Raw genomic sequence first — 26,692 nt, 5'->3', positions numbered from 1 at the left:
TCGTTAACCTATTCCCCGCCTGCTGCCCGGTAATTTTACCGCATGAAAAAAATGATGCGTACCATATACCTGCCGGCCATCCTGTTATTGTCTTTCCAGATAACAATCGCCCAGCAGCGCCGGCAACAAACACAAACCGGCGACGCTGCCACCGGAAAAACACTGGCCGGCGTATCTGTTAAAATTACTTCCCTCCATGATACGGCTGTTATTCGTACAGCCATGACCGATACACAGGGGAAAGTAACCTTCTCCCTGCCTGACGGGCATTATCAGCTGCATCTGCACAGTCTCGGTTATGCTGACAGCACACTTTTCTTCAGTGTCCCTGCCGGACGGTTTCCCGCGCTGCCCGCCACTATCGCGCTACAAGCCGCCAGTATGCAGCTGCAGGCCGTCACCATCAAAGACAATACGCCACCGGTACAGATGAAAGGCGACACGATTGAATACAACGCCAATAAATTCAAGACAAAAGACAATGCGGTGGTGGAAGAGCTGCTCCGCAAACTGCCCGGTGTACAGGTAGAACGCGACGGCAGCATCAAAGCACAGGGCGAAACCGTACAACGCATCCTCGTAGACGGCAAGGAATTCTTCGGCAGCGACCCCGCCGTGGCCACCCGTAACCTACCTGCAGACATGATCGACAAAGTGCAGATACTGGACAAACAAAGCGATATGGCCGAATTCACCGGCGTAGCCGACGGCAAACAAACAAAAACCATCAACCTCGTCACGAAAAAGAACCGGAAACGTGGCTACTTCGGCAATGCCAGCGCCGGTGCCGGCACCATGGACCGCTACGAAGGTGGCGTGAACGCCAACAGCTTCCTTAACGACATGCAGCTGTCCCTCCTGCTGAAAGGCAACAATGTGAATAAATCCGGTTTCAGCGCTTCTGAACTGATCAAAATGGCAGGCTCCAATCCCGATATGTTCAACAACCTGCCACCCGCGGCGTTGTCAGAACTCATGAACATGAAAGGCGTGAAAATCACCGGCACGCCCGAAGCCCTCGCGGAAATAGACCGCCCCATCGGTCTCACCGATACCCGGTTCGGAGGCGTTAACTTCAACAACGACTGGAACAACGGGTTCAAACTGCGTAGCAGCTATTTCTTCAATGAAACAAATACCCGCAACAACTACGACTACGCCCGGCAATACCGCCTGACCGATACGGCCTATAACTACCTGCAGAACGGCAACACCACCAACTACAACATGAACCAGCGTATAGACTTCACCGTGGAAACACCGCTAAACACCCGTACTGCCCTGAAACTGATGCCGCATGCGGACCTGAACCATTTTAATAACAGCCAGGACCGCACCTTCCGCTCCTATACCGCAGACGGCACTACCCTGCTCAATGACGGTAACCAAAACACGCACAGTAGCGGCGACAACCGCCTCGGCTCCATAGAAGTGCAACTGCGCCACCGCCTGGCAAAACCCGGTCGAACGCTGATGCTCACCGCCAAACCGGAATACCTGGAGAACAACACCCTCTTACAGAACCGGTCCAACAGTACCTTCTTTCATCTTCCTACAGGAGAAAAAGACAGCCACATTGATCAGCAGATGGCCAGCAAATCCAAAGTATCGGCCATCAGCGGAAATATCGTATATACGGAGCCGTTATCACGGCCATTAAGCCTTCAGCTGGGGCAACAACTGTACTACTCCGACGGCACGTACGACCGGCAAACCAGCAACCGCAGCAGCAGCGGCACATACGACGACATCGATCCGTTGTACAGCGATAACTACAACACCCGCAAATGGCAACAGACCACCAAAGCTGTGCTGGCCGGCAACTATAAGCGTTTCCGTTATACCGTCGGCGCCGGATGGCAGTATAGCACAATCTACGGGCACTCAGGCCTGAAAGGCTATACCATCGACCGGCAGTTCCGGGCCTGGCTGCCGGAAGCCTATGCGGAATATAAAACCAGCAACAAAGAAAGACTGATATTCCGCTACAATACTATCGCTACTACGCCCGCTGTCAGCAATCTCCAGCCATTGACAGACAATACCGACCCGCTGTATGTACGCCGCGGCAATCCGCTGCTGGACCAGGAAAAGAGCCACCGGTGGTCATTGTCATTCAACCAGGTGGCACCGTCCTCCGGTAATTCCATGTATGCCACCGCCGGGTTCAACTGGTACAGCAGCCAGGTCACCGACAGCACCAGCATCGATAAAAATACCGGGCAACAACTGATCATTCCGGTAAATGTACGGGGCAACTACCAGGCGAACCTCACCGCCGGTAAAAGCATCACCATTGCACCGCGCAACTCTTCGGTATCACTGGGTTTTACCGGCACCTATTCGCGCAATACACTATATAATAACGGGGAAGCCAATAGTAACACCATCCTCACGCTGGCGCCTGATGTACATGTCAATTACTATCCGGCAGACCGCATCAGCATTAATGTTTCCGGCAGCGCCACCTGGAACAACCGCCGCTTTGCTATCCGCAACGGGCTGCCCGAAAAGAACTGGCTGCTCAATTACAGCATCGAAAGCATCGTGGTACTGCCATGGAACATGACGCTCGAAACCAGCCTGGAAGGCTTTTCCGCCCTTGGCCTGGCTGCCGGGTATAACAACACCATCTTATTATTGAACGCAGGTATCAACAAAGAAATCGGTAAACACTTTTCCCTGCAACTATCAGCAAAAGACCTGCTGAACAACAACGCAGGCATTAACCGCATTACCGGCAACGGCTATATCGAAGACCGCAAAAACAACGCGCTGGGCCAGTACTTCCTGCTCAGCGGCATCTATAAATTCAGACATTTTCCGAAATCCAAAAACAAGTAACAATGCAACGCACTCACATCATGCTGTTCATCGCTTTCCTCTTCACCGGATTCACTGCCGCAGCACAAGACAAAACACAAGGTGTAATACACTATGACCTTACTATGTTCCTGCACGCTTCCCTTAAACCCGATCAGCTTCAGTATAAAGACATGATACCGGAAACGGCCAGCAGCCAGGAAGTGCTGTATTTTAAGGGTAACAAATCGAAGATCAGCCGTCAGCAACCGGAAGAGCTGCATACAGAAGAAGGCGCCAATGTAAAAATCCAGATGGGCGACAACGAGATCGCATTTTATGAAGATGGCGCCACCGGCAAAGCCTGGGCGCTGGCAGAAACCGGCGGTAAAAAAACGCTCATACAAAAAGATCATCCCGAGCCGGCTAAAACCCGTACGGGCAACAATACACGCACCATCCTCGGTTTTGTATGCAAGGAAGTAAACGTGCAAAGCAAAACAGGCCCGCTTACTTTATGGGTAACACCGGACCTGCCTTTCAGAGGCGGCCCCTTGCACACCTGGACACCGGAAGGCGCCGTACTGGGCGTGGAGTCCAAAAAATTCAAGGCCATTGCCACAGCGATCAACTATGAACCTGTGAAAGAAGATGTTGTTAATATCCCATCGTTGTAAGTTTTAGATAGATGTAAAAAAAACAAGAGGCAGCAAATCATTGCTGCCTCTTTGTTTTTGGTTGCAAATGTACTTATCGCATTAATTCGACCCATCCTTTGTATTTTCTTATACCTTGTTCGGTGCGCAGTTCCAGTATGTAATAGTAGGTGCCTTCACTCAGTCCGTAGCCGTTCCACTTGTTGTCGTAGTTCTTGCTCTGGTACACCTGGTTGCCCCAGCGGTTGTAGATGTAGAGCGCCGAGCCCGGGAATTTGCTCAGTCCCGGTATGAAGAAGTTATCATTCTTGCCATCACCATTCGGCGTTACCACGTTCGGAATGAAGATATCTTCCCCGGTCACTTTTATCGGGCCGATGACCGATGTATTGTCGCTGATATCGGGGTCTTTTTCATTACCGCTGATGGTGGCCGTATTGGCGATGTCATCTGCGCTCATCAGTTTCACCGTGAAGGTAAGCGTGGCGCTGGCGCCGGCAGCCAGTTCCGGTATCTGCCAGTTGATGGTGGCGGCAGCGATATCGTACGTTGCCGTGCCTGCGCTGGCATTGAGCGTAAGCGGTCTGCCGAGCATGCTTTGCAGACGGTCCTGCACTACCACGCCGGTAGCCTTGTCTGGTCCGTTGTTAGTGGCAGTGATAGTGAACGTCAATACATCGTTCACACTAAACGGTGGTGTGCTGGTCAGCTTTTTCACCACTTTGAGGTTAGCGGATTTTTCCGTGTTGATGGTAACGATGGACGTATCCGGGATGCTCACGTCCGGCGGGCCGGTCACTACAGCGATATTGCGCACATTGTTACCGGGACCGGTGATCGTCACATCATAGCTCCAGGAGCGGGTTTCCCCGGCTTGCAGCAGTCCGGCGTTCCATTGCAGCACGCGGGTGGTGCTGTTGTAAACGATATTGCCGGAAGGCGGATTGCTGTACACCGGATCGCTGACAACGCTTGCCGGCGGCAGCGTATCCAGCACTACGACCGGGTTTACGCCGGCGGTGCCGGTATTACTGATCTGCAGCGTGTAGCTGATTACCTGTCCGATGTTGTAGGGACCGCTGGCCGGGCTTACGGATTTCACCACGTCCAGTTTTGATTTGGCGCGGACAAGCGTGGTGGCCGTGCTGCTGTTGTTAGTAGAATCTTCATCTGCAACGCCCGCAGGGGTGTTTACCACCGCAGTGTTTTGTACGCTGCCAGGCGTTGTCGCGGTAGCGGTCACCTGCAATACCACTTTAGCGCCAACCGGGAAAGTGCCCAGCGTAGCATTCATGGTATTGCCATTTAACGCCGTTTGTACATTGGCCGCGCCGCCGGACACAGACAGTACTGTCACCGCCGGTTGTGTTAAAGCCGCAGGCAGTATATCCGTTACCGTTGCATTATCAGCGTTAGACGGTCCGTCGTTGCTGATGGTCAGTTGGTAGATAGCCTGGCTGCCGGTAAACACTTCCATCGGGCCTGTTTTCACCATGATCAGGTCAGTAGCGCTGCCGATGTTGCTTACCACTGTATTGGAAGGAACATCTTTGCCTCCCATATTATTAAGTATGGCGTGGGCGGTGTTGCTGACACTGCCGGAAGGCGCATTCTGTGCCACCGTGCCCTTCACCTGGATGGTCAGGCCGCTGGTATCTGCTGCCGGCATATTCACATTTACTTTCACATTGCTGCCGCTACCGGTAGCGCCGCTGTTGATGACCGTGCTGCGGAACGGCGCTGCGCTCCAGGTGACGTTGGTGAGCACAGACGGTATCAGGTCGGTAATATCCACATTGATAGCATCACTCGGGCCGCTGTTGATGACGCTGATGACGTAGGTCACCTGGTCGCCGCGTATCATAGTGGCCGGACCGGTTTTGCTGATCCTCACTGCCGACTGTGTCACCAGCCGGGTGGTAACGGTGGAAGATTCAGGCGTGGAGCCGGTTTCAGCCGGCGTCACGGTGGCGGTATTGACAATACTGCCACTCGCGTTGGCTGCCACATTGCCGGTAACGGTAACGACTATACTGTTTCCGCTGCCGGCCGGTATATCACCGGTCAGTGTAATGTTATTGCCGGTACCGGATGCCGGGCTTTTGATCACGGCGGTGCCATTGCGCACTGCTTTCCAGCTTACCTGCGTAAGCGTGGCCGGCACCACATCTGTTACGGTGAAGTTCACCGCATTGCTCAGACCACTGTTGTTCACCAGTATTGTATAAGTGATCGGTTGACCGGCAGTAGCCGTAGCCGGGCCATCTTTCTGGATATGCAGTTTAGGCATGGCCGTTATGACGGTCTGCACCAGTGCTGACGTATCAGGCAGGGCGCCGTTTTCAGCAGGTGTAATGATCGCGGTGTTATTCAGCGTATCACGGAAGGACGGGCTTACCGTACCATTCACGGTAACGGTTACACTGTTGGAAGCGCCCGGCGGAATATTCACGGTGAGGCTCACCAGGTTGCCGGTACCGGTGGCGGCGCCAACGATCTGCGCATTACCTGCTGTCACGGCGCTCCAGCTCACGTTATTGACCGCCGCAGGCACCGCATCGAGAATATTCGCGTTGGTGGCCATGCTGGGGCCATCGTTCTTCGCAATCAGTGTATAGGTGATCGTTTGACCGGATTGTAAAGCTGCCGGCCCGGATTTGGTGATCTGCACAGATGGTTTCAGTACTACTTCGGTTTCCACCTCAGATGAGTCAGGCTCATTGCCTGGTTCTGCCGGTGTTACAATACCGGTGTTGACAATTTCTCCGGAGAAAGTAGAATCCACCTTGCCCTGTATCAACAGCCGGAGCGTGCCGCCGGCGGGGATATTGGCCACTGCCTGTACATTATTTCCGGTTCCGGTAGCGCCGCTGGTGACTGTCGTTCCTGGGGTGGTGGACTGTACAGACCAGCTCACCTGTTTCACCATGGCAGGTACCTGATCGCTGATAACCGCCTGGGTGGCGTTGCTCAGGCCTTTATTAGTGATTTCCAGCCAGTAGCTGATCATTTCGCCGGCATTCAGTGCCTGCGGACCGCTCTTGCTGATGGTCAGTTCAGGGCGTTGTTCTACTACCGTGATTACCGGTGGTGTTACGACGGTAGGTGTCTGCGGGTCCGGAGAAGTGACGGTGGCCGTGTTGCTGATGGTATTGGTCGCATCGGCATTCAGGGTGCCGGTGACAATGATGGTGACACTGGCGCTGTCATTAGCCGGGATATCAGCAGTCACGCTGATCTGGTTGCTGCTGCCGGTGCCGCCGGCAGTAACGGTGGCGTTGCCGGTGGTGCTGGTGGTCCAGGTCACGCCGGTGATGCGGGAGTCGATCGTATCGGTGATATGCAGGCCACGTGCGAACGCAGGGCCGTTATTTGTTGCCGTGATCAGATAACTGATCTTGTCACCGGCAGTGATGGTAGCCGGGCCGCTCTTGCGGAGCTGCACGTCTGACTGTTTCGTCACAACCGTGTTGACCTGGTCATTCACGGTTGGTGATTCACTGCTGCCGGCAGAAGCCACGTTCAGCACATTGCCGGAGAAATCATCATTCAGTGTGCCCGTGATGGTGATAGCCACGCTGTTGCCGGCGCCACCAGGGATATCGGCCGTAGTGGCTACATTATTGCCGGTACCGCTGTATGGCCCGGTAACAGCCGCAGCACCGGTTACGACCGCCTGCCAGCTTACGTTTTCCACGGTGGCCGGCACCAGGTCGCTGATGTTCACGCCTGTTGCATCAGAAGGGCCGCTGTTGGTGACCACCACCTGGTAGGTAATGGTATTGCCTGCCTGCGCCTGCACAGGGCCGCTCTTACGTATCTGCAAACCGGTATGACGGCCAACGGTGGTGGTGACCGTGCTGGTATTATTGGCCGGGTTGTAATCGGTCACCCCGTTCACCGCCACATTGGCGGTGTTGACAATACCGCCGCTGGCGGCACTGCCGCCCACCGTACCACTGATATATACGGTGATGTAATTACCACTGCCGGCAGATAATTTGCCGGGGATGATAATATTACTTCCGGCGCTGTCTATTTCCTGTGCGCCAATGACTTCCCCGGTGCCTGTTACCACAGCTTTCCAGGTGACATTGGTGATGGCAGCCGGCACCTGGTCGGTGATGACCAGTGACGGTGCGTTCATCGGACCAGCATTAAATATCTGCAGCGTATAATTTACCGTTTCACCGGCTGTCACCTGTTGCGGGCCGCTCTTCACGATGCTCACATCGGTGGACTGGTTAACGGTGGTGGTGATGGAACTTGTTTTGTTAGTGCCCGCTGCCACCACCGCAGTATTGGTGAAGGTTATATTGGATGTTGGGTTGACGATGCCATCCACCAGGATGACGATCATGTTACCGCTTCCCACAGGGATATCGGCAGTAGTGCTGATAGTATTATTGTTACCGGAAGTGGCTCCTGTTACGGTGGCAGTACCGGTCGCTGCTGCGCCCCATGAGGTAACCGTCACATCTGCCGGCACCTGGTCGGTGATCAGGGCGCCGGTAATATTGCCGGAACCGCCGTTGGTCACCACGATGCGGTAGTGGATGGAATCGCCCACATTCACCACGGCCGGACCGGTTTTCGCGATACGCACCACCGGATCATTGTCAGCCACGGTTGTCACTGTACTGGTATTATCTGACAGGTTCGGGTCTGTGATCGGACTGCCGGCTGGCAGTGACACAGTGCCGGTGTTGCTGATAGTGGTCCCATTTACAACAGCCGGACTGAGTACACCCGTTATCGTTACCTGCAGGATGCCATTGCCCGCCGGCAGATCGGCGGTAACATCCACATTACCGGTGCCACTGGCAGGTGTAATATTAGCTACGCCGCCGGTGCCGGTCACCACCCAGGTGCCGTTAAGCAATGTTGCCGGCAGTGCGTCCTGGATACGGGCGCCCTGTACATTGGACGGCCCATCATTCTGCACCAGCAGGGTGTATTGCATCGGTTCACCGGCGCCCTGGTTGGCAGGCCCGCTCTTCACGATACGCAGGTTAGCCACCCGGTTGATGGTCGTTACCACGGAAGAAGTATCTCCCACCGGAGTAGCAAATGATGGATCATTGAGCGCGATGGCCACGTTCGTGATGTTGGGCAATGCATAGTCAGGATCTACTTTGCCATTTATCTGCACCGTAATTTTAGCGCCTGTGGCAACAGGGATGTTACCCGTTACCTGTACATCCTGTGTACCGGAAGCCGCGGAGGTCAGACTGGCGCCGCCGGAAGCAGTGGCTGTCCAGGTGGCGTTCAGTATGCCTGCAGGGATGGCGTCCTTAATAGTGATGTTGTTGGCATCACTCGGGCCATTATTGACTACTTCCAGCGTATAGGCAATACCGTTACCTGCCGTGGTGGCAGCAGGACCTGTTTTATGAATTTTCAGGGCCGCCTTGCGGCTGATATTGGTAGATACATTAGAGCTTACCGGCGGCACATTAGGCTCTGCCGGCGTAGCTGTGGCGGTATTGGTGATCACCCCTGCAAAGTCGGTCTGTACCTTGCCCGCGATGAAGATGGTCACACTGTTGCCGCTGCCTGCAGGGATATCAGCCACCACATTCAACTGATTACCGCTACCGGTAGCGCCGCTGGAAATAACAGCCGTACCACTGGCGATGGCAGTCCATGTAGGATTGATGATCGTAGCCGGGATGGCGTCTGTGATCACGGCGGCCCGTGCATCGCTGGGACCGGCATTTTCCACTTTTACGCCGTAGATGATGTATTCACCGGCGCTCCAGTTGGCCGGCGCATTTTTCTGGATAATGAGTCTCGGCCGTTGGCTGATCACGGTAGTAATAGTATCGGAAACCGCTGGCGGTAACGCAGAAACCTGAGGATCGGCGGTAGCCACATTTTTTATAGTACCGGCAAGTGTTGCTGCCGGGATGGTACCGGTTACGGTTATACTCACGATGCCTGTTGTCACCGGAACATTGGCTATCACCTCCAGGCTGTTGCCCGTGCCGGCAGCGCCGGAGAGGATTGCCGCCCCGCCGGTGGCGGTAGCGGTCCAGCTGACGTTGGTGAGCAATGCCGGTAACTGATCGGTGATGACGGCGCTGAGCGCATTGGAAGGACCGGTGTTGGTCACGGTCAACAGATAACGCACATTTTCACCGGCATTGGCCGTGGCCGGACCAGTTTTCACCACATGCAGCGATGGCTGTTGCACCACTGTCGTCACCACCGGTGCCGATACAGCCGGCTGGGCGCCTGCTTCGGAAGGTTGTGCCGTAGCGGTATTGGTGAAGGTGCCGGAGAAAGACGGATCAACAATACCGGTGATAGTCACCAGTACGCTGCTGCTGCCGCCGCCGGGGATGTTGGCATTCAGCTGCACCGTATTGCCGGTACCGGTGCCGCCGCTGTTGATCACAGCGCCGCCACTGGCAGTGGCAGTCCAGGTAGCTTGTGTCACCGCTGCCGGCACAAGGTCTTCAATAGCCAGGTTGTCCGCATTGGACACGCTGGTATTGGTGACTGTCACGGAATAGGTGATGCGTTCGCCTGCCTTGCGGGAAGCCGGACCAGCCTTGGTGATACGGATAGCGGGCAGTTTTTTCACCACTACTGTCTGTGTGGCCGTTACCGGAGGTACCGGCTCTGAAGGCGTGGCGGTGGCGTGATTGATGATATTGCCGGAGAAGCCCGGATCAGTTTTACCGGTGACGGTGATCAGTAATTTGTTGCCGCTGCCCGCAGGGATATTGCCGGTCACCTGTACATTATTACCTGTACCGCTGCCGCCGGCGGTGACAGTGGCCAGTCCTTGCGCGCGGGCAGTCCATTGCACGCCGCTTAAGGCGGAAGGCACCACGTCGGTCACCACCAGGTTCAACGCATCGGAAGCGCCCACATTGGCCACTTCTATGGTATATGTGACGCTGTCGCCCGCCAGTACGCCGTCCACGGCGGATTTGGTAATGGTCACCTGCGGCAGCCGTTTAACGACCGTTTGTTTGGTAGCGGTATCACCGGTGCTGCCACTTTCGGAAGGCACTACGATGGCCGTATTGGTCAGTGTCCCCGCGAAAGCAGGGTCCAGTTTGCCACTAACGGTGACCACTATATTATTTCCGCTGCCGGCGGCGATATCTCCACCGAGCGAGATGTTATTGCCACTGCCATTGACACCGCTGGCAATAGTGGCATTACCGTTGGCCACCGCCGTCCAGGTCACCTGCTGCAGAGTGGCTGGTACCACGTCTGTGATCTGCATGCTACGTGCATTGCTTGGGCCATTGTTGCCCACGGTAATAATATAGGACACCGAACTACCAGCGGTAGCAGTATCAGGGCCGCTTTTGCTGATAGTCAGCGCAGCCTGCGGCGTCACGGTGGTGACCACCTCATTGGAGGTCACTGGCGGGAAACCGGGTTCTGACGGGGTTACCACGGCAGTGTTACGGATAGGATAGTTTGTAGGCGGTAAAATGGTGCCTTGTACCACGATACGGATAGTAGCTGTCGCCGCCATGTTGGCGGTCACGCTCAACTGGTTACCGGTGCCGGTAGCACCGTTGGTGATATTGGCGGTGCCACTGATCACGCTGGCGGTCCAGCTGACATTGTACAGTGCAGCGGGGATCACATCGGTGATCGTGGTGGCAGTGGAATTGGAAGGTCCTTCGTTTTCCACATCTATCGTGTAAGAGATTTGTCCGCCCGGAATAGCTGTTGCCGGACCGTTTTTCACAATCGTGAGTTTCACGGCTTTCTGTACAGTGGCCACGTCGGTATCTGATACTGACGGCACGCCCGGTTCAGCAGGCGTAGCGGTGGCGGTGTTGGAGAGCGTACCGGAATAGTCGGCGCTGATAACGCCGGAAACACGGATGGTGATAATATTGGAGGACCCTGCAGGGATGTTGCCGGTCACCCTTATCTGGTTGCCGGTGCCGGAGCCGCCGGCAGTCACCGCGGCGCTGCCCTGTGCAGTGGCGGTCCATTGCACCTGTTGCACCGCTGCTGGTACTGCGTCGGTAATGACGGTGCCTACGGCATCGCTCGGGCCGTTGTTGATCAGCGTGATGACGTACTGCACAGGTGTACCCGCGATGGCGATCACCGGTGTGGTGCGGCTCTTGTCTATCACCAGGCCCGGGGTGCTGCTGATAATAGTATTGGTGGTATTAGAGTTGACACTGCCTACGGACGTTTCGGTGGGCGTAACAGTGGCCACGTTGTCGATGCTGCCGGTGGCGCTGGCATTTACGGTACCGGTTACACTGATATATACCTTACCGGTATCGGCGGGCGTGTCGCCACCGGGATAATCGGCCACGATACGCAGGTTGTTGCCGGTGCCGGTGGCACCAGAAATGATGGTTGCCTTACCGGTGGCGGTAGCGGTCCAGCTGACATTGGACAGCTTCGAAGAAATGACGTCTGTCAGCACGGCGGCGCGGGCATCACCCAGTCCGGTGTTACGGGCAATGATGCCGAAAGTGATGGCTTCTCCGGCAACAGCCGTGGCAGGAGCGCTCTTAGCCACTTCAAAATAAGGTCGGCGTATGACCGGCACCGTTACAGTGGCGGTAGCCCCGTCAGGGTCAGGGACCACCGGTGATACTGCCGTTACGGTATTGGTCAGGTCCCCATCAAAAGAGGAATTGATTTTCCCGGATACGGTAATGGTGATGGTAGCGTTACCGGTGGGGATATCTGCCGTAACATCAATATTGGTATTGGTGCTGTTGTTCTGGGTTATCTGTGCCGCACCGGTATTCGTCACGGTAACGCTGCCGGCTGTAAATCCGGCAGGCAGCGGGTCAGTAATCTTCACACCGGTGGCGTTGCTCGGACCGGCGTTAGTGATCACGATACGATATACGAGGGGCTGGCCGGCGACATAGGGGCCTTGCTCTAGTATTTCTTTCGTGGCCTGTATGTTAGCGCGACTAACATAGGTAATGGTCACCTGGTCGGGCAGCGGCGGACATACATTATTAGTAATAGTCCACGCCAGCGTAGCGCTGGTATTGGGTGGTATGGTGATCGTCGTATGCGGGTCGGTCACATCTGCGATCACCGGGTTGCCGCTGATCACCACCCATTTGCCGGTGCCTACAGACGGTGTATTGGCCTGCATGTGGAAGATACCGGAATTGTACTGGGTAGAGTCGGGGCCAGCATCGGGCAGGGTGGTATTGCCATATTCGGTCACCTGTAAATCGGCGTATGACGGCGGACAGGCGCCGCTGGTGATCGTCCAGCGGAACACATAAGTGCCGGCTACCAGTCCGGACACGTTGGCGTTGGGTAGCTGACGGTTGTCGAACGTCGCGATGCCCGGGCCACTCACCTGTGTCCAGGTGCCGGTACCGTTGACAGGCGTGTTACCAGTAAGGGTGGTATTGGCGGTGCCGCATAGTTGTTGATTGGGACCTACGGTAGCTGTGGTAGGTGTAGGGCTGATATTCAGCGTAACCGGATAGGACGCCGAACAACCAGTGGCCTGATGTGTGAAAGTAAGGGTAAAGTGATAGGTACCCGGCGCCACATTGGAAGGGATCACCACATTGATCGGGGAACCGCCCAAAGTGGCGTTGGTTACGGGACTGAAGCCGGGCATGTCTGCTGACGTAATACTGAAGGCATTGGGATTACCGGATGTTACGGTATAGGGGATGCCGAATAAAGCAGTACCCTGGCATACAGGGTTCACCGTGCCTACGTTGACAACTATATTGGGATTGACGATGACCCGGAACGGATTAGAGGCGCCGGCGCCGGAGCATCCGCTAACGGTAGCGGTTACCCGGTAATAGCGGCTGGCGGTGAGCGCGCCGGTGTTCAGGGTAGCGCCGGTCTGCCCGGGCACGGCGGTCCAGCCGCTAACGCCGTCAGCGCTGGTTTCCCAGGCATAGGTGAAGCCGGAAGTTGGGGTACCCGTACCTGCTTTGGGCGTAATGGTGGCCGTCAGCGTAGCACTGGTATTGTAACATATCGTAGAAGGCCCGCCAATGCTGGCGGTATAATCGATCACTTTCAGTTCTGCGGGGTTAGACACCACGCGGCAGCTAACGTTGTTCATTTCCGCCATGCCTCCTGCTGCCACCACACGGTATTCAAAACCTGCCTGGGCGTTGGGAACGCTGAACGTATACTGGTTGTTGCCAAGGTTGTTGATCACCCCACCATCATTGGCCCACGTGGTGGTGCCCAACGCCCTTTTCTGTAGCTGGAAATAATAGTTGGAATAACTTCCGGCGGGGAGGCTTACGGAGAAACCACCGGTGCCGCCGGCACAAACCACGCCGGTAGTCTGACCGAAAGATATTGGAGGGCCGCAAGCCGCAAAGGCAATATCATCAAGCGCCAGATCATTACCGTTACTGTTGGGGGTATTACTGAAAATACGGAGGATCACCGCGCTGGTAGTAGACGGCATTTGAAAAATGCCCGCCTGCCGTACCCAGGTGCCAGGGTTCTGAAAGGGAACCAACCCTGTAGACACCGATGCGATAGGCGTACCATTGGGATTGTTGGCATCTACGATGTCAAAACGCAGGCTGGGCTGCGCTACACCCGGACTAGGGTTGATGTTCATGATCCAGGCGGAGAACTCAAAGGTGGTGCCGGCGCAAAGGCCGGTGATGGTGCGTTCATAAAACTTGTCGGGGGTGGCATTGGCATCCACCACCATACAAAAGCCGCGGCCATCGGTACTGGTATGGTCCGGCCGGTCCACGAAGTAAATATTGTTGTACCCCCGGGTAGTGTTGCTGATGGTGTACTGGCCGGGATAAGGGCCCGTAGGCCTGGACCCAACGCCGGGCGCGTAATAGGTGTAGGTGGTGATGCCTGCCGGCAGCGGAGGGCCCAATGTTGGTTTGACAGCCGAAGCTGCCTCGCCAAAGGTCTCCTTAAAAACCGGATCGCCTAAAGAGCCGGTACATTGCTGGGCTTTCATCTCATGCGTGGCCAACAGCAACAGCAGCACGCAACACAATTGTTTTACACGGGAAACAGCACTCTGAACATTTACACAAATGGACAGCTTCTTTACCATAATAGCTGGGTTTGTACAATAACTTGGTTTCATTGCCGGGGGGATTCCAACATACTTACAGCAGACGGGAAATAATGGCTTTTGCCAGGTAATAACAGGACAAAAGAAATCCTGCGAATGCCCAATTGCATCCGAAATAGTTTTGCTGCGCTATATGCATGTCGGTCCTGAGAATTCGGGGATGATACCTGCCACTACATACATCGGCTCCGCTGCAGTATCATTGCAAATACTACAACAGTAAAAAAGGGATTATGTTCAAAGGAGAGAATAAGTTTCCGGGGCTTAACGATTAACCATCAACGTGGTAATGACAGGTTTTCTGTTATGGATAGTTTCCATTCCTGACAACTGTTCCGCAAAAGCGGTGTCTGCTGCTGAAAGGCCTGCGTGGCGGGGATATCGGGATTATAAATAAACAGGTCAGGGGTAATAATGTACCCCTGACCTGTTATTGATTACAGGCTGAAGCCACCGTCGCAACGGAGGATAGTGCCGGTAGTGTTGCTGTTGCGCATCAGGAAGAGCACTGCTTCGGCGATGTCGGTGGCAGCAGCCACTTTACCGGTAGGCAGCTGGTCGGCGTAGGCCTTGAAGGTGTCTGCCTTGGCATCTGCCGGCAGGAAGTCCCACCAGGGCGTGTCCACTACGCCGGGTGAAACAGCGTTGATCCGTAAGGGTTGCAGTTCTTTCGCCAATCCGGGCACCATCAGTTCAATGGCGCCGTTGATGGCTGCCAGTCCGGCCGTACCGGGATTTTTCGCGATGGCGCTGATGGCGGTGATCATGGTAATGCTGCCACCGGGCCGCATATAGGGCAGCGCAGCCTGTAAGGTTTGCAGCTGGGGCCAGAACTTGCCTTCAAAACCGGCCCGCAGATCGTCCAGCGACAGGTCTTTGAACATACCGGCGCCTTTGGCGCCGCTCAGGGCGATCACCAGGTGGTCGATACTGTGTTGCGCAGCAAAGAACTGATCGAGGGCGGGCCGGTCGTTGCCGTCCACGGCTGCCGTTGCAGCCACGGGAACGGCTTTAGCCGCCTCCTGCAAACGTTCGGCAGCACGGCCGGTGATGGTCACATGGGCTTTTTCAGCGGTCAGTAATGCGGCAGTGGCCAGTCCGATGCCGGAAGAACCACCGGCGATGATTATACGGGAATTTTCAAATGAAGCAGACATATTGTGTTTCTTTTATGCTGTAAAATTGGCGCATAAAAGACAGAGCATCGTTAACCGGATGCTGCATAAAATTAACCGGATACGGCATTTTTTCTGAAAGTCAGCGGCGTAAGCCCCGTCTTCTCTTTAAAAAAGCGGTTAAAACCCGCAGGGTCGCTGAATTGCAGCTGATCGGAGATACCGGCGATCGTGGTATCTGTATACCGCAACGCCGCTTTGGCCTCCCGTACCAGCATGTCTGTAATGGCTTCGGAGGCAGTATGACCGGTATGTTCCCGGATAGCCCTGTTCAGATGGTTGGGCGTAACGCCCAGCATGGCAGCATAATCCGCCACTTTTCGTTTGGTGAGGAAATGTTCACTGACCAGTTTCCTGTAACGTGGCACGAGGTAAGCGGGCTTGTTATCCCGTTCGGTGACGTCGAAGCCCTGGCGCAGATAGCTGCGTTTCAGCTCCAGCAGCATCAGGTACAGGTACATGCGCACGGCTTTATCATGGCCGGACTGGTGCCGCTGCAGCTCTGCGTTCATCCGTTCGGCAAAATCCACGGTGATCTCCAGTTCTTCCGGCAACAGCTGCATAAACGGTACGCCGGCAAAGGCAAAGAAGGGAAATTCCACCGGGATACGGTCGGGCGCAATAATATCTTCCAGAAAACCCGGTTCAAACAACAGGTAATAACCAAAGGCATCATCGCTCAGGCCCCGCTTACTGAATATCTGCCCGGGGAAAGTGAAGCTGATGGTGCCATTTCCATGGGTAAAGTCTTCCAGTCCCAATTGTATTTCCGTGGTGCCGCGCACGGAGATGCTGATACGGTAATAGTCCGATTTCAGTGGGCCCATTTGTGCCCGCACGCCTTCGCTGGAATACAGCTCAAAGCCCTTTATACGCGCGGACGGGGCGAGATTATTGTACCCAAATGCGGACGGGTTGCCGGGCACGCGGTGCAGTTGCCGGGATTCTTCCAGGCCGTATTGCGGAATTTCTTTGACAGAGGAACGGGCAGGCATTTTTCAGATTATTTATACAGTGACCGGATAATATCGTCAATAGGCTCTTCTTTGCGGCGTTCAGCGAGCATTTTTTCCCGCTGCTTCACCAGTTGAGCAAAAGCGTCTCCTACTTCCGTCAGTGCAGCCTTGCCGTAACGTTCCACCAGGATATCATCCAGTTTCCGGTGCCGGCCTTCGGCCAACAGTGGCCGGCTGCGGGCATGTACCTGCCCGATGATGCGGATAAGCGCCTGTTTGTCTTCTTCTTCCACATCATGGTACAGGATATAGGACACTTTGAATAAACTGCTGCCTATTTTATGCAACAGCGTATTTCCTTTTTCTGTGATGTTGATCAGCTTCGCACGCTTGTCGGCCGGATCGCTTTTCTCTGTAATAAGGGCTTTCTTTTTCATCCTGTTAAGGATGTCGATGCCGGTGGACTGTTCCATCATACAGAGACTGATAATATCTGTTTTCCTTGCTTCTTTTTTGTATTTGATGATATTGAGCAGGTAAAACCATTCCAGTTCGATATCAGGCCACTCCTTCATCATGATTTTAGCATAGATGGTGTGCATGCCGCTCATCCTGCCAATCAGTTCAGAGATAAGGCCATCCATGTCGGGCGCCGGGCTTTCTTTGGATTTGTCCTTCTTTTTCTTTGCCTGTTTCCGCAGGTATTGCGCGCAAAAGTCAGTCACGGCAGGCTTGTCAGCCTGACCGGCATATGCTTCCCATGCTGTGATCAGTTCCACTAAAGGAGTCATCTTTAGAAAGATTTTATTGAAAAATCAGTTATTTTAAAATAAAACGATTTCGGTATAATTAAAAACGAATTCGTTGTTTTTACCAGAAAAATGTTCTTTCTTTGTAAAGGTAAAGAACGGAACCGTAATAAATCAGTTTATGCAAATACTACTCGAACAATTAATGTCCGACTGTCAGGCGGCACCGGTACAGGCCATGCCTGCACTCACCGATCTGGCGGCATTACTGGAAAGACATGCCTTGAATAAGTATGAAGATCCTGCCGGGTCAGCGAAACTGGCGCACCGGCCTGATCTGTCCGCACTGCGGTTGACCGCTGCTGACGTGACCAGCCTTAAACATTTTCTGTTTTTTATGTTGATGAATTACCCCGACAGGGCTGCCGCAACAGCGCGTTGCCTGAAGAAATGCTACGACCCTGCATTAACCACCGGTCTGTGTCAGGCGATAGCGCTCTACTGGCAGCAGGACGATGCCGCCACCACACAGCTCACGGATGCCATCAGCCAATCGCAGGGGTTTGGCCAGTTCAGCGAAACAGTGCTCACCTGGTTCAAAAAACTGGCTATGGAAGGCCTTCCGGAAACCCGGAAAGATATGGCCCAAAAATTTGCCTATTACCGTAAATTCTACCATGCACAACTTTAGTATCGTCGCCGTCATCATCAGTATCGCGGAACTACCGGCCCTGCTCATCGCCGACCTGCTGACAGAAACAGTCCAGCTGTTGCAGGAGCTTGGCTCCGCGCTCGCACCGCTGCCGCAAAAATAAAAACGGAAAATACAACGGGCCCGTTGTATCTCTTCCCTCGCCTTGAAAGCCCTGTCAACACAGGCCCCATACATCTCACTATCGTTAAACGGAAACCGCTTATGGCCGCGTCGCCAGCAGGCACAGCACACACAATACGATACACAATGGCGTAAACAGCAGCGTGTCCTTACGGGCGAACGGCGTTGTTTTTACCTTGCGGAAAAGGCCCACATATTTAAAATCGCCGATGGCCCGCAAGGCAAAGATGGCAGCGATGCCCCTGGTGGCCCATATCACCACAGTACGGCTTACCAGCTGGCCAAAAACACCGGTATTGGCGGTCAGCACCAGCGCAAAAAACAGTAGCCCGAGCGCCACGATAAAAGTGCCTACAGCGCCGGGGTTTAACATTGGCTCACCGGCCGTATTGACCGGCACCACCTTTCCTATGCCCCAACGGCCGCCGAAAGCCCAGTAAAAATGTATAGCGGAAATAATCACAAAGATGGTGGCCGCCACCACAGCAGGTAGTAACATACGACAGGATTATACCGCAAATGTAGGTGTTACCGGTACACGCCCAACTGATAAATATCAGGATATTTTATTTGGCCAAGAGGTAATGAAGTCCGCCGAAACACAGGCTCATGCCAATCAGGTAAACTACGTTTAGCCGGTACCGTATCAACAGGAAAAGCGATAACAACATCCAGCACAAAGCGGAATAATCCAGGTTGCCGAATGTCACCCCACCAGGGAACAGCACATCTTTCCCCAGGAAGAGCGTCAGGTTCAGGATCACCCCTGTGACCGCAGCGGACACGAAGCCCAGTACGCCGGCAATCGATTTGTTCTCCTGCGTTTTCCCGATCAGCGGCGCGCCGGCGAAAATGAACAGGAAACAAGGCAGGAAAGTATAGAAGGTGGTGGTCAGCAATCCGAGAGTGCCCATCCACAACGATCCGCCAAAATGATTATAGCCCGCCATAAAACCCACATAGGACAATACGATGATGAGCGGCCCCGGCGTGGTTTCCGCAAGGGCGAAACCATCAATCATCTGCATATTGCTTAACCAGTTAAGCTTTCCTACACTGAACTGCGCCACATAAGGCAGCACCGTATAAGAGCCTCCCACCGTCACAAAAGCCGTTTGTGTGAAGAAGAGCACCATGCCTTTCCAGAACCGGAAATCTTCCGCCAGCCAGAAAAAAAGCGCAAAAGGCAATGTCCACAACAACAGCGCCACGCCTGTCTGTTTGACGAGACGCAGCATCACATTGCCGGTGGCCGGCGACTTCGTATATCTGTTGAGGTAATACCCCTGCTCTTCAGCCACCATCGCTTCTTCCTCATGACTGTCCTGCTCCACCAGCGAAGGCCATATATAACGCACCAGCATCGCTATGCCGATAGTACCGGCAATGATCGCCAACAGGGACAAATTGAACCAGAAGATACTTATGAAGGCTGCTGCCGCCAGCACATAATGCAGCGGCGTGTGCAATGCCTTCTGCCCCACCCTTATCATGGCCAATATAATAATGGCTACCACCGCAGGCTTCAGGCCATTAAACATGGCGTAGATCCAGGGCACGTTACCATATATCACATACATCATGCTTAATGCCAGCAGGATAAACATGGAAGGCAATACAAACAATATTCCCGCGGCCAGTCCGCCTTTTTTACCATGCAACTGCCAGCCCACATAGGTGGCCAGCTGCTGCGCTTCCGGCCCGGGCAATATCATACAATGGTTGAGCGCATGAAGAAAGCGGCTGTTACTGATCCATTTCTTGCGGTCCACCAGGTATTCATGCATAATGGCAATATGCCCTGCCGTACCGCCAAAACTGATCCATCCCAGTTTAAACCAGAACCCTAGCGCTTCCCCGAAAGAAGGCCGCTGTTGTTGATTGTTCACATTCATATCTCTTACATCGTTTTTTCACAATGGTACTCCCAAAAAATCCCCTGCACCTGCTGTTAACAGATGTGGTGGAAACTATTCATATGTTGTTACAGAAAACTGAGATTCATGCTGTATCCGCTGCCGTGCATGGCTTTTTTGAGCAGTTGTAAAGATACGAAAACACCTCCCCTTATGCAACCTTTATTTCGCTGTTTTTTGCTAATTTGCCGCCGATTCAACATTGTCATTTAAATTAACCCGCATGGACCGTTTCGAAACGATTGTCAACGATATTACGACCGCCACCAGTCAGCTGCTGCAAAAAATAAACGCTTCAAAAGACGCTGTCAGTATTATCAAACGCACCACCTTACAGGCAGGCGTACACGATTATGCCCGCTTTTTTTACTACAAAGGCCAGGTACACTGTTTTATGGACAACGACGGCAGTGACCGCCCCGATGTGAAATACGAAGGCACCGATTTCCCCGATGCCCCGCTCACCAAAGAAGAGATCGATCAACTGCTGCCATTGTTACAGAAGAAACTTACCGCGCTGTATCTCTCCTACGACGACAACCCGATACTCGACTTTCAGTTTGAGATAGACGGTAAATTCAGGATAGACGATAAATTCTATCAACTGCCGGTATTGAGGGCCACCAGCGAGGTAAAAAAAACAAAGCTCCGGCAGGCCATCGATCAATATCTCACCCAAAAAATCCATGAGGGACAATATCCTACCAAAGAACTGGAAACTTTTTTCCTGGCCAAACACCTGATCAACCCGGTATTATACCCGGAGACGGATGTACCGGGCGTTATCGCCATTTTTGAGAAAATCAGAACGCTCAATAAACACAAGAAGGAATCCCAGCAACAACATCAGCACCATATTACCTACGCCCTGCGGAGATGGGCAGAAGATATATTTTTGCCGGTTTTTTATAATGTTCATAAACCCGCCTGGGGCCTACCGGAATTTGCGTTAAAGGAAAACCATGAAAGGTCCGCGCCGCCGGACAACCTGCTGGACCTGCTGGTATATGCCGGCGTGAGCATCATCCGCTTTGAGCCTAACTACAGCCGCAGCACCGGCGTTGGCTTTATCGAAAAAGCGAAAGAGCTGGGCAGCACCAAAGCCGCCCAGGTCCTGAAAAAAGGCAGCGGCACCTTCAGCGATGCTGACATCCAATACAAGGACGCGGACGTGACCTGCACGGCCAACGACGTATTCGCCACTTTCGAAATCAACTTTAAAAACGAGACTGAAACGGCCTACGGCAAAGCGCTGGACTTTATCTGTCACCTGCTGGAGAAAGGCTTTCCGCCGAGCTACCAAATCAAGTGCAAGTCCAAAGCAAAAAACCTGCTTCCCATTAAAGGCCTGGGCAAATCCGCCACACAGCGTTTCTTCGCCAATGCGCTGCAATACCCTGCACTTTTCCCGCAACTGGAAAAATATGTACAACTGGCCATCCGCCATGAGTTTGAATGGTACGAAGACGTGGAAGCGGAACAATGCGCGCGGCCCGGCACCTATGCCGTATTCGGACTGGCACTGGCTGACGCCCGTTATTTCCCGTTGCTGCAACAGTACCTCGATACGGTAGATGATGAACATCAGTCCGTACAAAATCATTTCCTCGTGCAGTTCATACAACAACACGGTATAAACGCCGGCACTATTCCCACCATCGTGGAGGTACTGCGGTGCGCGCAGGATATCAAGCCCATTAAGGAATTAAAAGCGTTGGAAGCGCCGGAAAATATGGAACAGCTGAAAAGCTATGTCAGGTCCCTTGAACTGGAGTCTTATGAAATAGACCACCTGTCGTGGTTTATCTGGAAAGGGAAGAAAAAACTGGAACTGTGATAAAAACCGGCACAGGGATTATAGCGGAATAACCTGTCTGATATCATTCAAAAAACATTCACTGGTAACGCTGTTCATCTTTGCTATAATCCCTGTGCCGGCCTTTAGTATACTATTTACCGCCGAGGGCGCGGTATAAGGCGATCACCGCCTGCCATTGCTGCAACTGATCATTGATACTTCCTATCTGTGCGCTCAATAAATTCTGTTCTGAAGTCAGCACGTCTGTATAGTTGGTGCTGGAGCTGTAGCGCAGTAATTCTTTGGTGAAGTCCACCGCTTTTTCAAGAGATGCCAGTTGTTTTTCCCGGCTTTCTTTTTTCTCAGAAGCGGACGTCAGCGAGTAGAGGGCGTCTGACACTTCTTTTCCGGCTGTCAGCATGGTTTTACTGAAGTTGTACAGGGCCTCCTGTTGCCTGGCCTGTGCGGTGGTTAGCCTGGCTTTGTTCAGGCCACGGTTAAAGATGGGCTGCGTTAATCCACCCACCACGTTGCCAAACAGGCCGGCATCGGTGAACCACTGGCTGAAGTCGAAGCTGGTAAAGCCGCCTGCCGCGGTGATATTCAGCGATGGATAAAAGGCCGTACGGGCAACGTTGGTATTTTCAAAGGCGTTGCGGAAAGCGTATTCCGCTGCTTTTACATCGGGGCGGTATTGCAGCAGCTGCGCCGGAACACCGGCGGACAGTTCCTGCGGCAGCTGTTGCGTGGTGATACTGCCACGGGCGACAGGCCCCGGCGGCAGTGCCAGTAATATCGAAAGGGCGTTTTCCGTTTCCCGGATCTGTCTTTTTACATCGGGGATAGCCACCGCGGCGGCGTATTGGTTAGCTTCGCTCTGTACCACCGCAGCACCGTTCACTACGCCGGCAGCTTTCAGTTCTTTCATGCTGCTCACATCTTCTCCCCTGTAAGCCAGTGTTTGTTGCAGTACCAGCAGCTGCTGGTCCAGTGCCAGCAATAAATAGTAAGACGCCGCGATATCTGCTACCAGGCTGCTCTGTACGGCCTGTTGCGCGGCCACGGTGCCCAGCAAGGCCGCCTGCGCCGCTCTTTTGCCGCTGCGCAGTTTACCCCATATGTCTGCTTCCCAGCTGGCGGCCACGTTCACATCATACTGCGTGGCGCTGTTGATAAGGCCATATCCCTGCGGGAAGGCCAGCCGGCTTTGTTTAACAGAGGCGTTGGCATTCACGTCAGGAAAGAAGGCCAGCTTACTTTGCTTCAGTGCTGCCTGCGCGGCCACTATGCGCTGCATGGCTATACGTAAATCGAGGTTTTCGCGGATACCGCGGGCAATCAGCTGCTGCAACAGCGTATCGGTGAAAAAGGTCTGCCAGGGCCTTGCGGCAATAGTATTGGTATCGCTGCCTTGTGTACCGCGGAATAGGTCTTTGGTGTCCACCTCCGGTGACCGGTAAGGTTTGGTGATCCCGCAGGCGGCTACCAGCGTCACGAGTGCCAGCAGCCAGATATATCTCTTGTGTATCATTGTTACTTTTTTATTGCTCAAAAATTAAACGGCCATTTCTTCCAGTTCCTCTTCCTGCTCTTCCAGTTTCAGATAAGGGGCGCCACCGATGCGCTCCTGTAATGCCTGGAACATGACGAAGAGCGCCGGTATTACAAACACGCCGAACACAGTGCCGATCAGCATACCGCCGACAGCTGCCGTACCGACGGAGCGGTTGCTCAGCGCACCTACGCCGGAAGCCAGCATCAGGGGCAACAGTCCGAAAATGAAAGCGAATGACGTCATAAGGATAGGCCGTAAACGGGCCGACGCACCGGATATGGCAGCGCGTACCAGGCTTAACCCGCTCCTGCGGCGCTGTATGGAGAACTCCACTATCAGGATCGCATTTTTGGCCAGCAGCCCTATCAACATAATAAGACTGATTTGCAGGAAGATGTTGTTGTCCAATCCGGCCAAACGGGCAAAGGCAAACGCACCGGCCAGTCCGATAGGCAATGACAGCAACACGGCGAAAGGCAGGATATAACTTCTGTATTGGGCGCTCAGCAGGAAATACACAAACAACAGGCACAGTACGAAGATGAGCAACGTCTGGCTGCCGCTGGAAATTTCCTCCCTGGTAAGCGCGCTGAAGTCAAAGTCCGTGCCTCTCGGCAACGTGCTGGCGGCCACCTCACGGAATGCCTTAATAGCATCACCGGAGCTGTAGCCTTTATTGGGAGCGCCTGTCACGGCGGCGGAGGTATACAGGTTAAAACGGTTGATGAACTCAGGACCGCTGGTTTTCCGCAACGTCAGGAAAGCAGATACCGGCGCCATTTCACCCTTGTTGTTGCGGACGAATATTTTGTTGAGGTCCGCTTCTTCTGCACGGTAGCGGGGATTGGTTTGCAGCATGACTTTATACTGTTTACCGAAACGGTTGAAGTCAGATGCATAGATGCCGCCCAGGTATCCCTGGAGGGTACGCAGCAGTCCGCCCACGTCCACACCGGCTTCCTTGCAATGCGCCACGTCCACCTGTACTTCGTACTGCGGCAGATTGGTATTGAACGGCGTAGCGGCGTACATGATCTCCGGACGTTTGTTCAGCGCTTCCATGAATTTATCCACGGTATTGCCGAAGTCTTTATAGCTGCCACCTGTCCTGTCCAGCAGCTGCATTTCAAAACCGCTGCTGTTACCAAAGCCCTGCAGCGTGGGCGCTGCAAAGAAAATGATCTGTGCGCCCTTGATACCGGCTGTTTGCGCAAACAGTTTTCCGACAAGGCTGTTGATATCCTGTCCCGGTTTAGTCCTTTCTTTCCAGGGCTTCAGGGCTATGAACATGGCGCCGTACGAACCACCGAAACCGCTGATGAGGTTCATGCCTGCCAGGCGGGAGGTCACCGCTACTTCCGGCATGGCCCGCGCGATGCTGTCTACCTGGTCAGCTATCCGGGTGGTTTGTTCCAGCGTGGATGCCGGTGGCAGGATGATATCGCCGTAGATGGCGCCGGAATCTTCATTGGGCACAAAGCCGGTGGGCGTGGTCCTCAGGAGGAACACCAGGATGCCGGCGAATACGGCGATAGCTCCCAGCGCCAGCCACTTGCGTGCGATAAGTAATTTCACAATGCGTATATACCTTGCCGTTACAACGTTAAAACCAGCGTTAAAAGCGTCGTAAAAACGCTGTAACAGGCTTTTCTTCACGTGGCCGTGTTTGTCGTGTGGCTTCAGCAGGATGGCGCACAGCGCGGGACTGAGCGTCAGCGCGTTGACAGCGGAAATAAGAATGGCCACTGCCAGCGTAAGGCCAAACTGCTTGTAAAATACGCCCGCAGAACCAGTGATGAACGTCACCGGTACAAACACCGCTGACATGATAAGCGTGATAGACACGATGGCGGTGCTGATTTCACTCATGGCATGCATGGTGGCTTTGCGTGCCGAACGCGCGCCCTGGTCCAGCTTGGCGTGTACCGCTTCCACCACTACAATGGCATCGTCCACCACGATACCGATAGCCAGCACCAATGCAAACAGCGTGAGGAGGTTAAGCGTAAAACCGAATATCTTAAGAAAGAAGAAAGTCCCGATAATAGCCACCGGCACTGCGATGGCCGGTATCAACGTGGAACGGAAATCCTGCAGAAAGATAAACACCACGATGAACACGAGGATAAACGCTTCGAAGATGGTCTGTATCAGCTTGGCGATGGAGGCGTCCAGGAAATCGTTGGCGTTGATGAAAACAGCCAGTTTCATGCCCGGAGGGAAATTGGCTTTTGCTTTTTCCAGTACTTTCTCCACCTGTTGGATCACCTCGTGGGCATTGGAGCCGGCCGTCTGGCTCACGGCGCCGCCGGAAGAAGGGTAGCCTTGCGAGGTGAGGTCAGTAGCGTAGTTGAAAGCGCCCAGCTCCACATCGGCCACGTCTTTGAGGCGAAGCAGCTGCCCGTTGGCCGTAGCGCGGATGACGATGTTTTCAAACTGTTCCGGTTTTTCAAGGCGACCGGTATATTTCAGTACGTACTGGAACGTTTTTTTACTGTTCTCTCCCAGCTTGCCGGGAGCCGCTTCGATGTTCTGTTCCGCGAGCGCGGCCACCACGTCATCGGGCACCAGGCCATAGGAGGCCATTACATCGGGGCGGAGCCAGATGCGCATGGAATAAGCCTGGTCGCTCCATACCTGTACGTCGCCCACGCCGGAGATTCTTTTCAGTTCGGGGAGGATGTTGATACGGAAATAGTTGTCCAGGAAGTTTTCATCATACGATTTGTTTTCGCTGTAAAGCAGGAAGCCGTACACTTCACTGTTCAGTTTTTTCGTGGTGGTGATACCGGTTTTGATGACTTCCGCCGGCATCAGGCCGGTGGCCTTGGCCACTCTGTTCTGCACGTTTACTGCCGCCAGGTCTGGGTCTGTGCCCTGTTTGAAGTTGACCGTGATCACCGCCGAGCCGTCGTTGCTCGCCTTGGAGGTCATATAGGTCATATGTTCCACGCCGTTGATCTGTTCTTCCAGCGGGATGATCACACTTTTCATCACCACGTCTGCGTTGGCGCCCTGGTAACTGGCCGTCACTTCCACCGTAGGCGGTGCTATTTCAGGATATTGTGAGATGGGCAGGGAGACGAGGCCCAGCACGCCCAATATCACGATGATAATGGAGATAACGGTAGACAGTACCGGGTTATCGATAAATTTTTTAAGCATACGATCTTTTTTAAAAGGACAAAGCA

13 protein-coding genes are annotated in these 26,692 nt (G+C 53.9%); 5 read left to right on the top strand and 8 right to left on the bottom strand.

Annotated features, from left to right (window positions below):
* Positions 1-42: 42 nt before the first annotated feature.
* Positions 43-2,844, top strand: coding sequence for an outer membrane beta-barrel protein (locus tag HGH92_RS19265; RefSeq protein WP_168872385.1), 2,802 nt, complete (start codon positions 43-45; stop codon positions 2,842-2,844).
* Positions 2,845-2,846: 2 nt separating this feature from the next.
* A complete protein-coding gene (locus HGH92_RS19260; RefSeq protein WP_168872384.1) occupies positions 2,847-3,479 on the top strand; it encodes a GLPGLI family protein in 633 nt (210 codons plus the stop codon).
* Between the two features lie 73 nt (positions 3,480-3,552).
* Here HGH92_RS19260 and HGH92_RS19255 read toward each other — a convergent pair whose 3' ends face one another.
* From HGH92_RS19255 to HGH92_RS19240, 4 genes are all read right to left on the bottom strand, one after another.
* Positions 3,553-14,496, bottom strand: a complete 10,944-nt coding sequence (locus tag HGH92_RS19255) for a gliding motility-associated C-terminal domain-containing protein (protein WP_168872383.1) — start codon at positions 14,494-14,496, stop codon at positions 3,553-3,555.
* 458 nt (positions 14,497-14,954) lie between these two features.
* Positions 14,955-15,674: an SDR family oxidoreductase gene (locus HGH92_RS19250; RefSeq protein WP_168872382.1), complete on the bottom strand. Its 720-nt coding sequence runs from the start codon at positions 15,672-15,674 to the stop codon at positions 14,955-14,957.
* A 71-nt stretch (positions 15,675-15,745) separates the two neighbouring features.
* Positions 15,746-16,687, bottom strand: a complete 942-nt coding sequence (locus tag HGH92_RS19245) for a helix-turn-helix domain-containing protein (protein WP_168872381.1) — start codon at positions 16,685-16,687, stop codon at positions 15,746-15,748.
* 8 nt (positions 16,688-16,695) lie between these two features.
* Positions 16,696-17,439 (bottom strand): MarR family winged helix-turn-helix transcriptional regulator, encoded by a 744-nt coding sequence (locus tag HGH92_RS19240; RefSeq protein ID WP_168872380.1) that lies wholly within the window; start codon positions 17,437-17,439, stop codon positions 16,696-16,698.
* A 139-nt stretch (positions 17,440-17,578) separates the two neighbouring features.
* On the opposite strand from HGH92_RS19240, the gene HGH92_RS19235 reads away from it, so the two are divergent.
* Positions 17,579-18,088 (top strand): hypothetical protein, encoded by a 510-nt coding sequence (locus HGH92_RS19235; RefSeq protein ID WP_168872379.1) that lies wholly within the window; start codon positions 17,579-17,581, stop codon positions 18,086-18,088.
* Positions 18,075-18,212, top strand: a complete 138-nt coding sequence (locus tag HGH92_RS19230; RefSeq protein ID WP_168872378.1) for a hypothetical protein — start codon at positions 18,075-18,077, stop codon at positions 18,210-18,212. The genes HGH92_RS19235 and HGH92_RS19230 overlap by 14 nt, the downstream gene beginning before the upstream one ends.
* A gap of 99 nt (positions 18,213-18,311) precedes the next feature.
* Here the strand turns inward: HGH92_RS19230 and HGH92_RS19225 are convergent, their stop codons facing one another.
* On the bottom strand, positions 18,312-18,731 hold the full coding sequence (locus tag HGH92_RS19225; RefSeq protein WP_168872377.1) for a DUF3995 domain-containing protein: 420 nt from the start codon (positions 18,729-18,731) through the stop codon (positions 18,312-18,314).
* A 67-nt stretch (positions 18,732-18,798) separates the two neighbouring features.
* Positions 18,799-20,127 (bottom strand): chromate efflux transporter, encoded by a 1,329-nt coding sequence (chrA, locus tag HGH92_RS19220; protein WP_168872376.1) that lies wholly within the window; start codon positions 20,125-20,127, stop codon positions 18,799-18,801.
* Between the two features lie 244 nt (positions 20,128-20,371).
* Between chrA and HGH92_RS19215 the strand changes: the two genes are divergently transcribed.
* Positions 20,372-21,985: a DUF6138 family protein gene (locus HGH92_RS19215; RefSeq protein ID WP_168872375.1), complete on the top strand. Its 1,614-nt coding sequence runs from the start codon at positions 20,372-20,374 to the stop codon at positions 21,983-21,985.
* 112 nt (positions 21,986-22,097) lie between these two features.
* Here HGH92_RS19215 and HGH92_RS19210 read toward each other — a convergent pair whose 3' ends face one another.
* Both HGH92_RS19210 and HGH92_RS19205 read right to left on the bottom strand, forming a co-directional pair.
* Positions 22,098-23,477 carry an efflux transporter outer membrane subunit gene (locus tag HGH92_RS19210; RefSeq protein ID WP_168872374.1) on the bottom strand — a complete coding sequence of 460 codons (1,380 nt, stop codon included), beginning with the start codon at positions 23,475-23,477 and terminating at the stop codon, positions 22,098-22,100.
* Between the two features lie 24 nt (positions 23,478-23,501).
* Entirely contained in the window at positions 23,502-26,666 is a 3,165-nt protein-coding gene (locus HGH92_RS19205) for an efflux RND transporter permease subunit (RefSeq protein WP_168872373.1), read from the bottom strand.
* Positions 26,667-26,692 lie beyond the last annotated feature (26 nt).

This window comes from Chitinophaga varians (assembly GCF_012641275.1).
GTDB classification, from domain to species: domain Bacteria; phylum Bacteroidota; class Bacteroidia; order Chitinophagales; family Chitinophagaceae; genus Chitinophaga; species Chitinophaga varians_A.
The sequence above is the reverse complement of the archived record's forward strand: the minus strand, read 5'-3'. Positions and strand labels throughout refer to the sequence as shown.

What these genes read in the sequence shown, in the direction of transcription:
- HGH92_RS19215 (WP_168872375.1), top strand. Translation starts at nt 20,372, where the DNA reads ATGGACCGTTTCGAAACGATTGTCAACGATATTACGACCGCCACCAGT.
- HGH92_RS19225 (WP_168872377.1), bottom strand. Translation starts at nt 18,731, where the DNA reads ATGTTACTACCTGCTGTGGTGGCGGCCACCATCTTTGTGATTATTTCC.
- HGH92_RS19250 (WP_168872382.1), bottom strand. Translation starts at nt 15,674, where the DNA reads ATGTCTGCTTCATTTGAAAATTCCCGTATAATCATCGCCGGTGGTTCT.
- HGH92_RS19260 (WP_168872384.1), top strand. Translation starts at nt 2,847, where the DNA reads ATGCAACGCACTCACATCATGCTGTTCATCGCTTTCCTCTTCACCGGA.
- HGH92_RS19235 (WP_168872379.1), top strand. Translation starts at nt 17,579, where the DNA reads ATGCAAATACTACTCGAACAATTAATGTCCGACTGTCAGGCGGCACCG.
- HGH92_RS19265 (WP_168872385.1), top strand. Translation starts at nt 43, where the DNA reads ATGAAAAAAATGATGCGTACCATATACCTGCCGGCCATCCTGTTATTG.
- HGH92_RS19210 (WP_168872374.1), bottom strand. Translation starts at nt 23,477, where the DNA reads ATGATACACAAGAGATATATCTGGCTGCTGGCACTCGTGACGCTGGTA.
- HGH92_RS19245 (WP_168872381.1), bottom strand. Translation starts at nt 16,687, where the DNA reads ATGCCTGCCCGTTCCTCTGTCAAAGAAATTCCGCAATACGGCCTGGAA.
- HGH92_RS19230 (WP_168872378.1), top strand. Translation starts at nt 18,075, where the DNA reads ATGCACAACTTTAGTATCGTCGCCGTCATCATCAGTATCGCGGAACTA.
- HGH92_RS19240 (WP_168872380.1), bottom strand. Translation starts at nt 17,439, where the DNA reads ATGACTCCTTTAGTGGAACTGATCACAGCATGGGAAGCATATGCCGGT.
- HGH92_RS19205 (WP_168872373.1), bottom strand. Translation starts at nt 26,666, where the DNA reads ATGCTTAAAAAATTTATCGATAACCCGGTACTGTCTACCGTTATCTCC.
- HGH92_RS19255 (WP_168872383.1), bottom strand. Translation starts at nt 14,496, where the DNA reads ATGGTAAAGAAGCTGTCCATTTGTGTAAATGTTCAGAGTGCTGTTTCC.
- chrA (WP_168872376.1), bottom strand. Translation starts at nt 20,127, where the DNA reads ATGAATGTGAACAATCAACAACAGCGGCCTTCTTTCGGGGAAGCGCTA.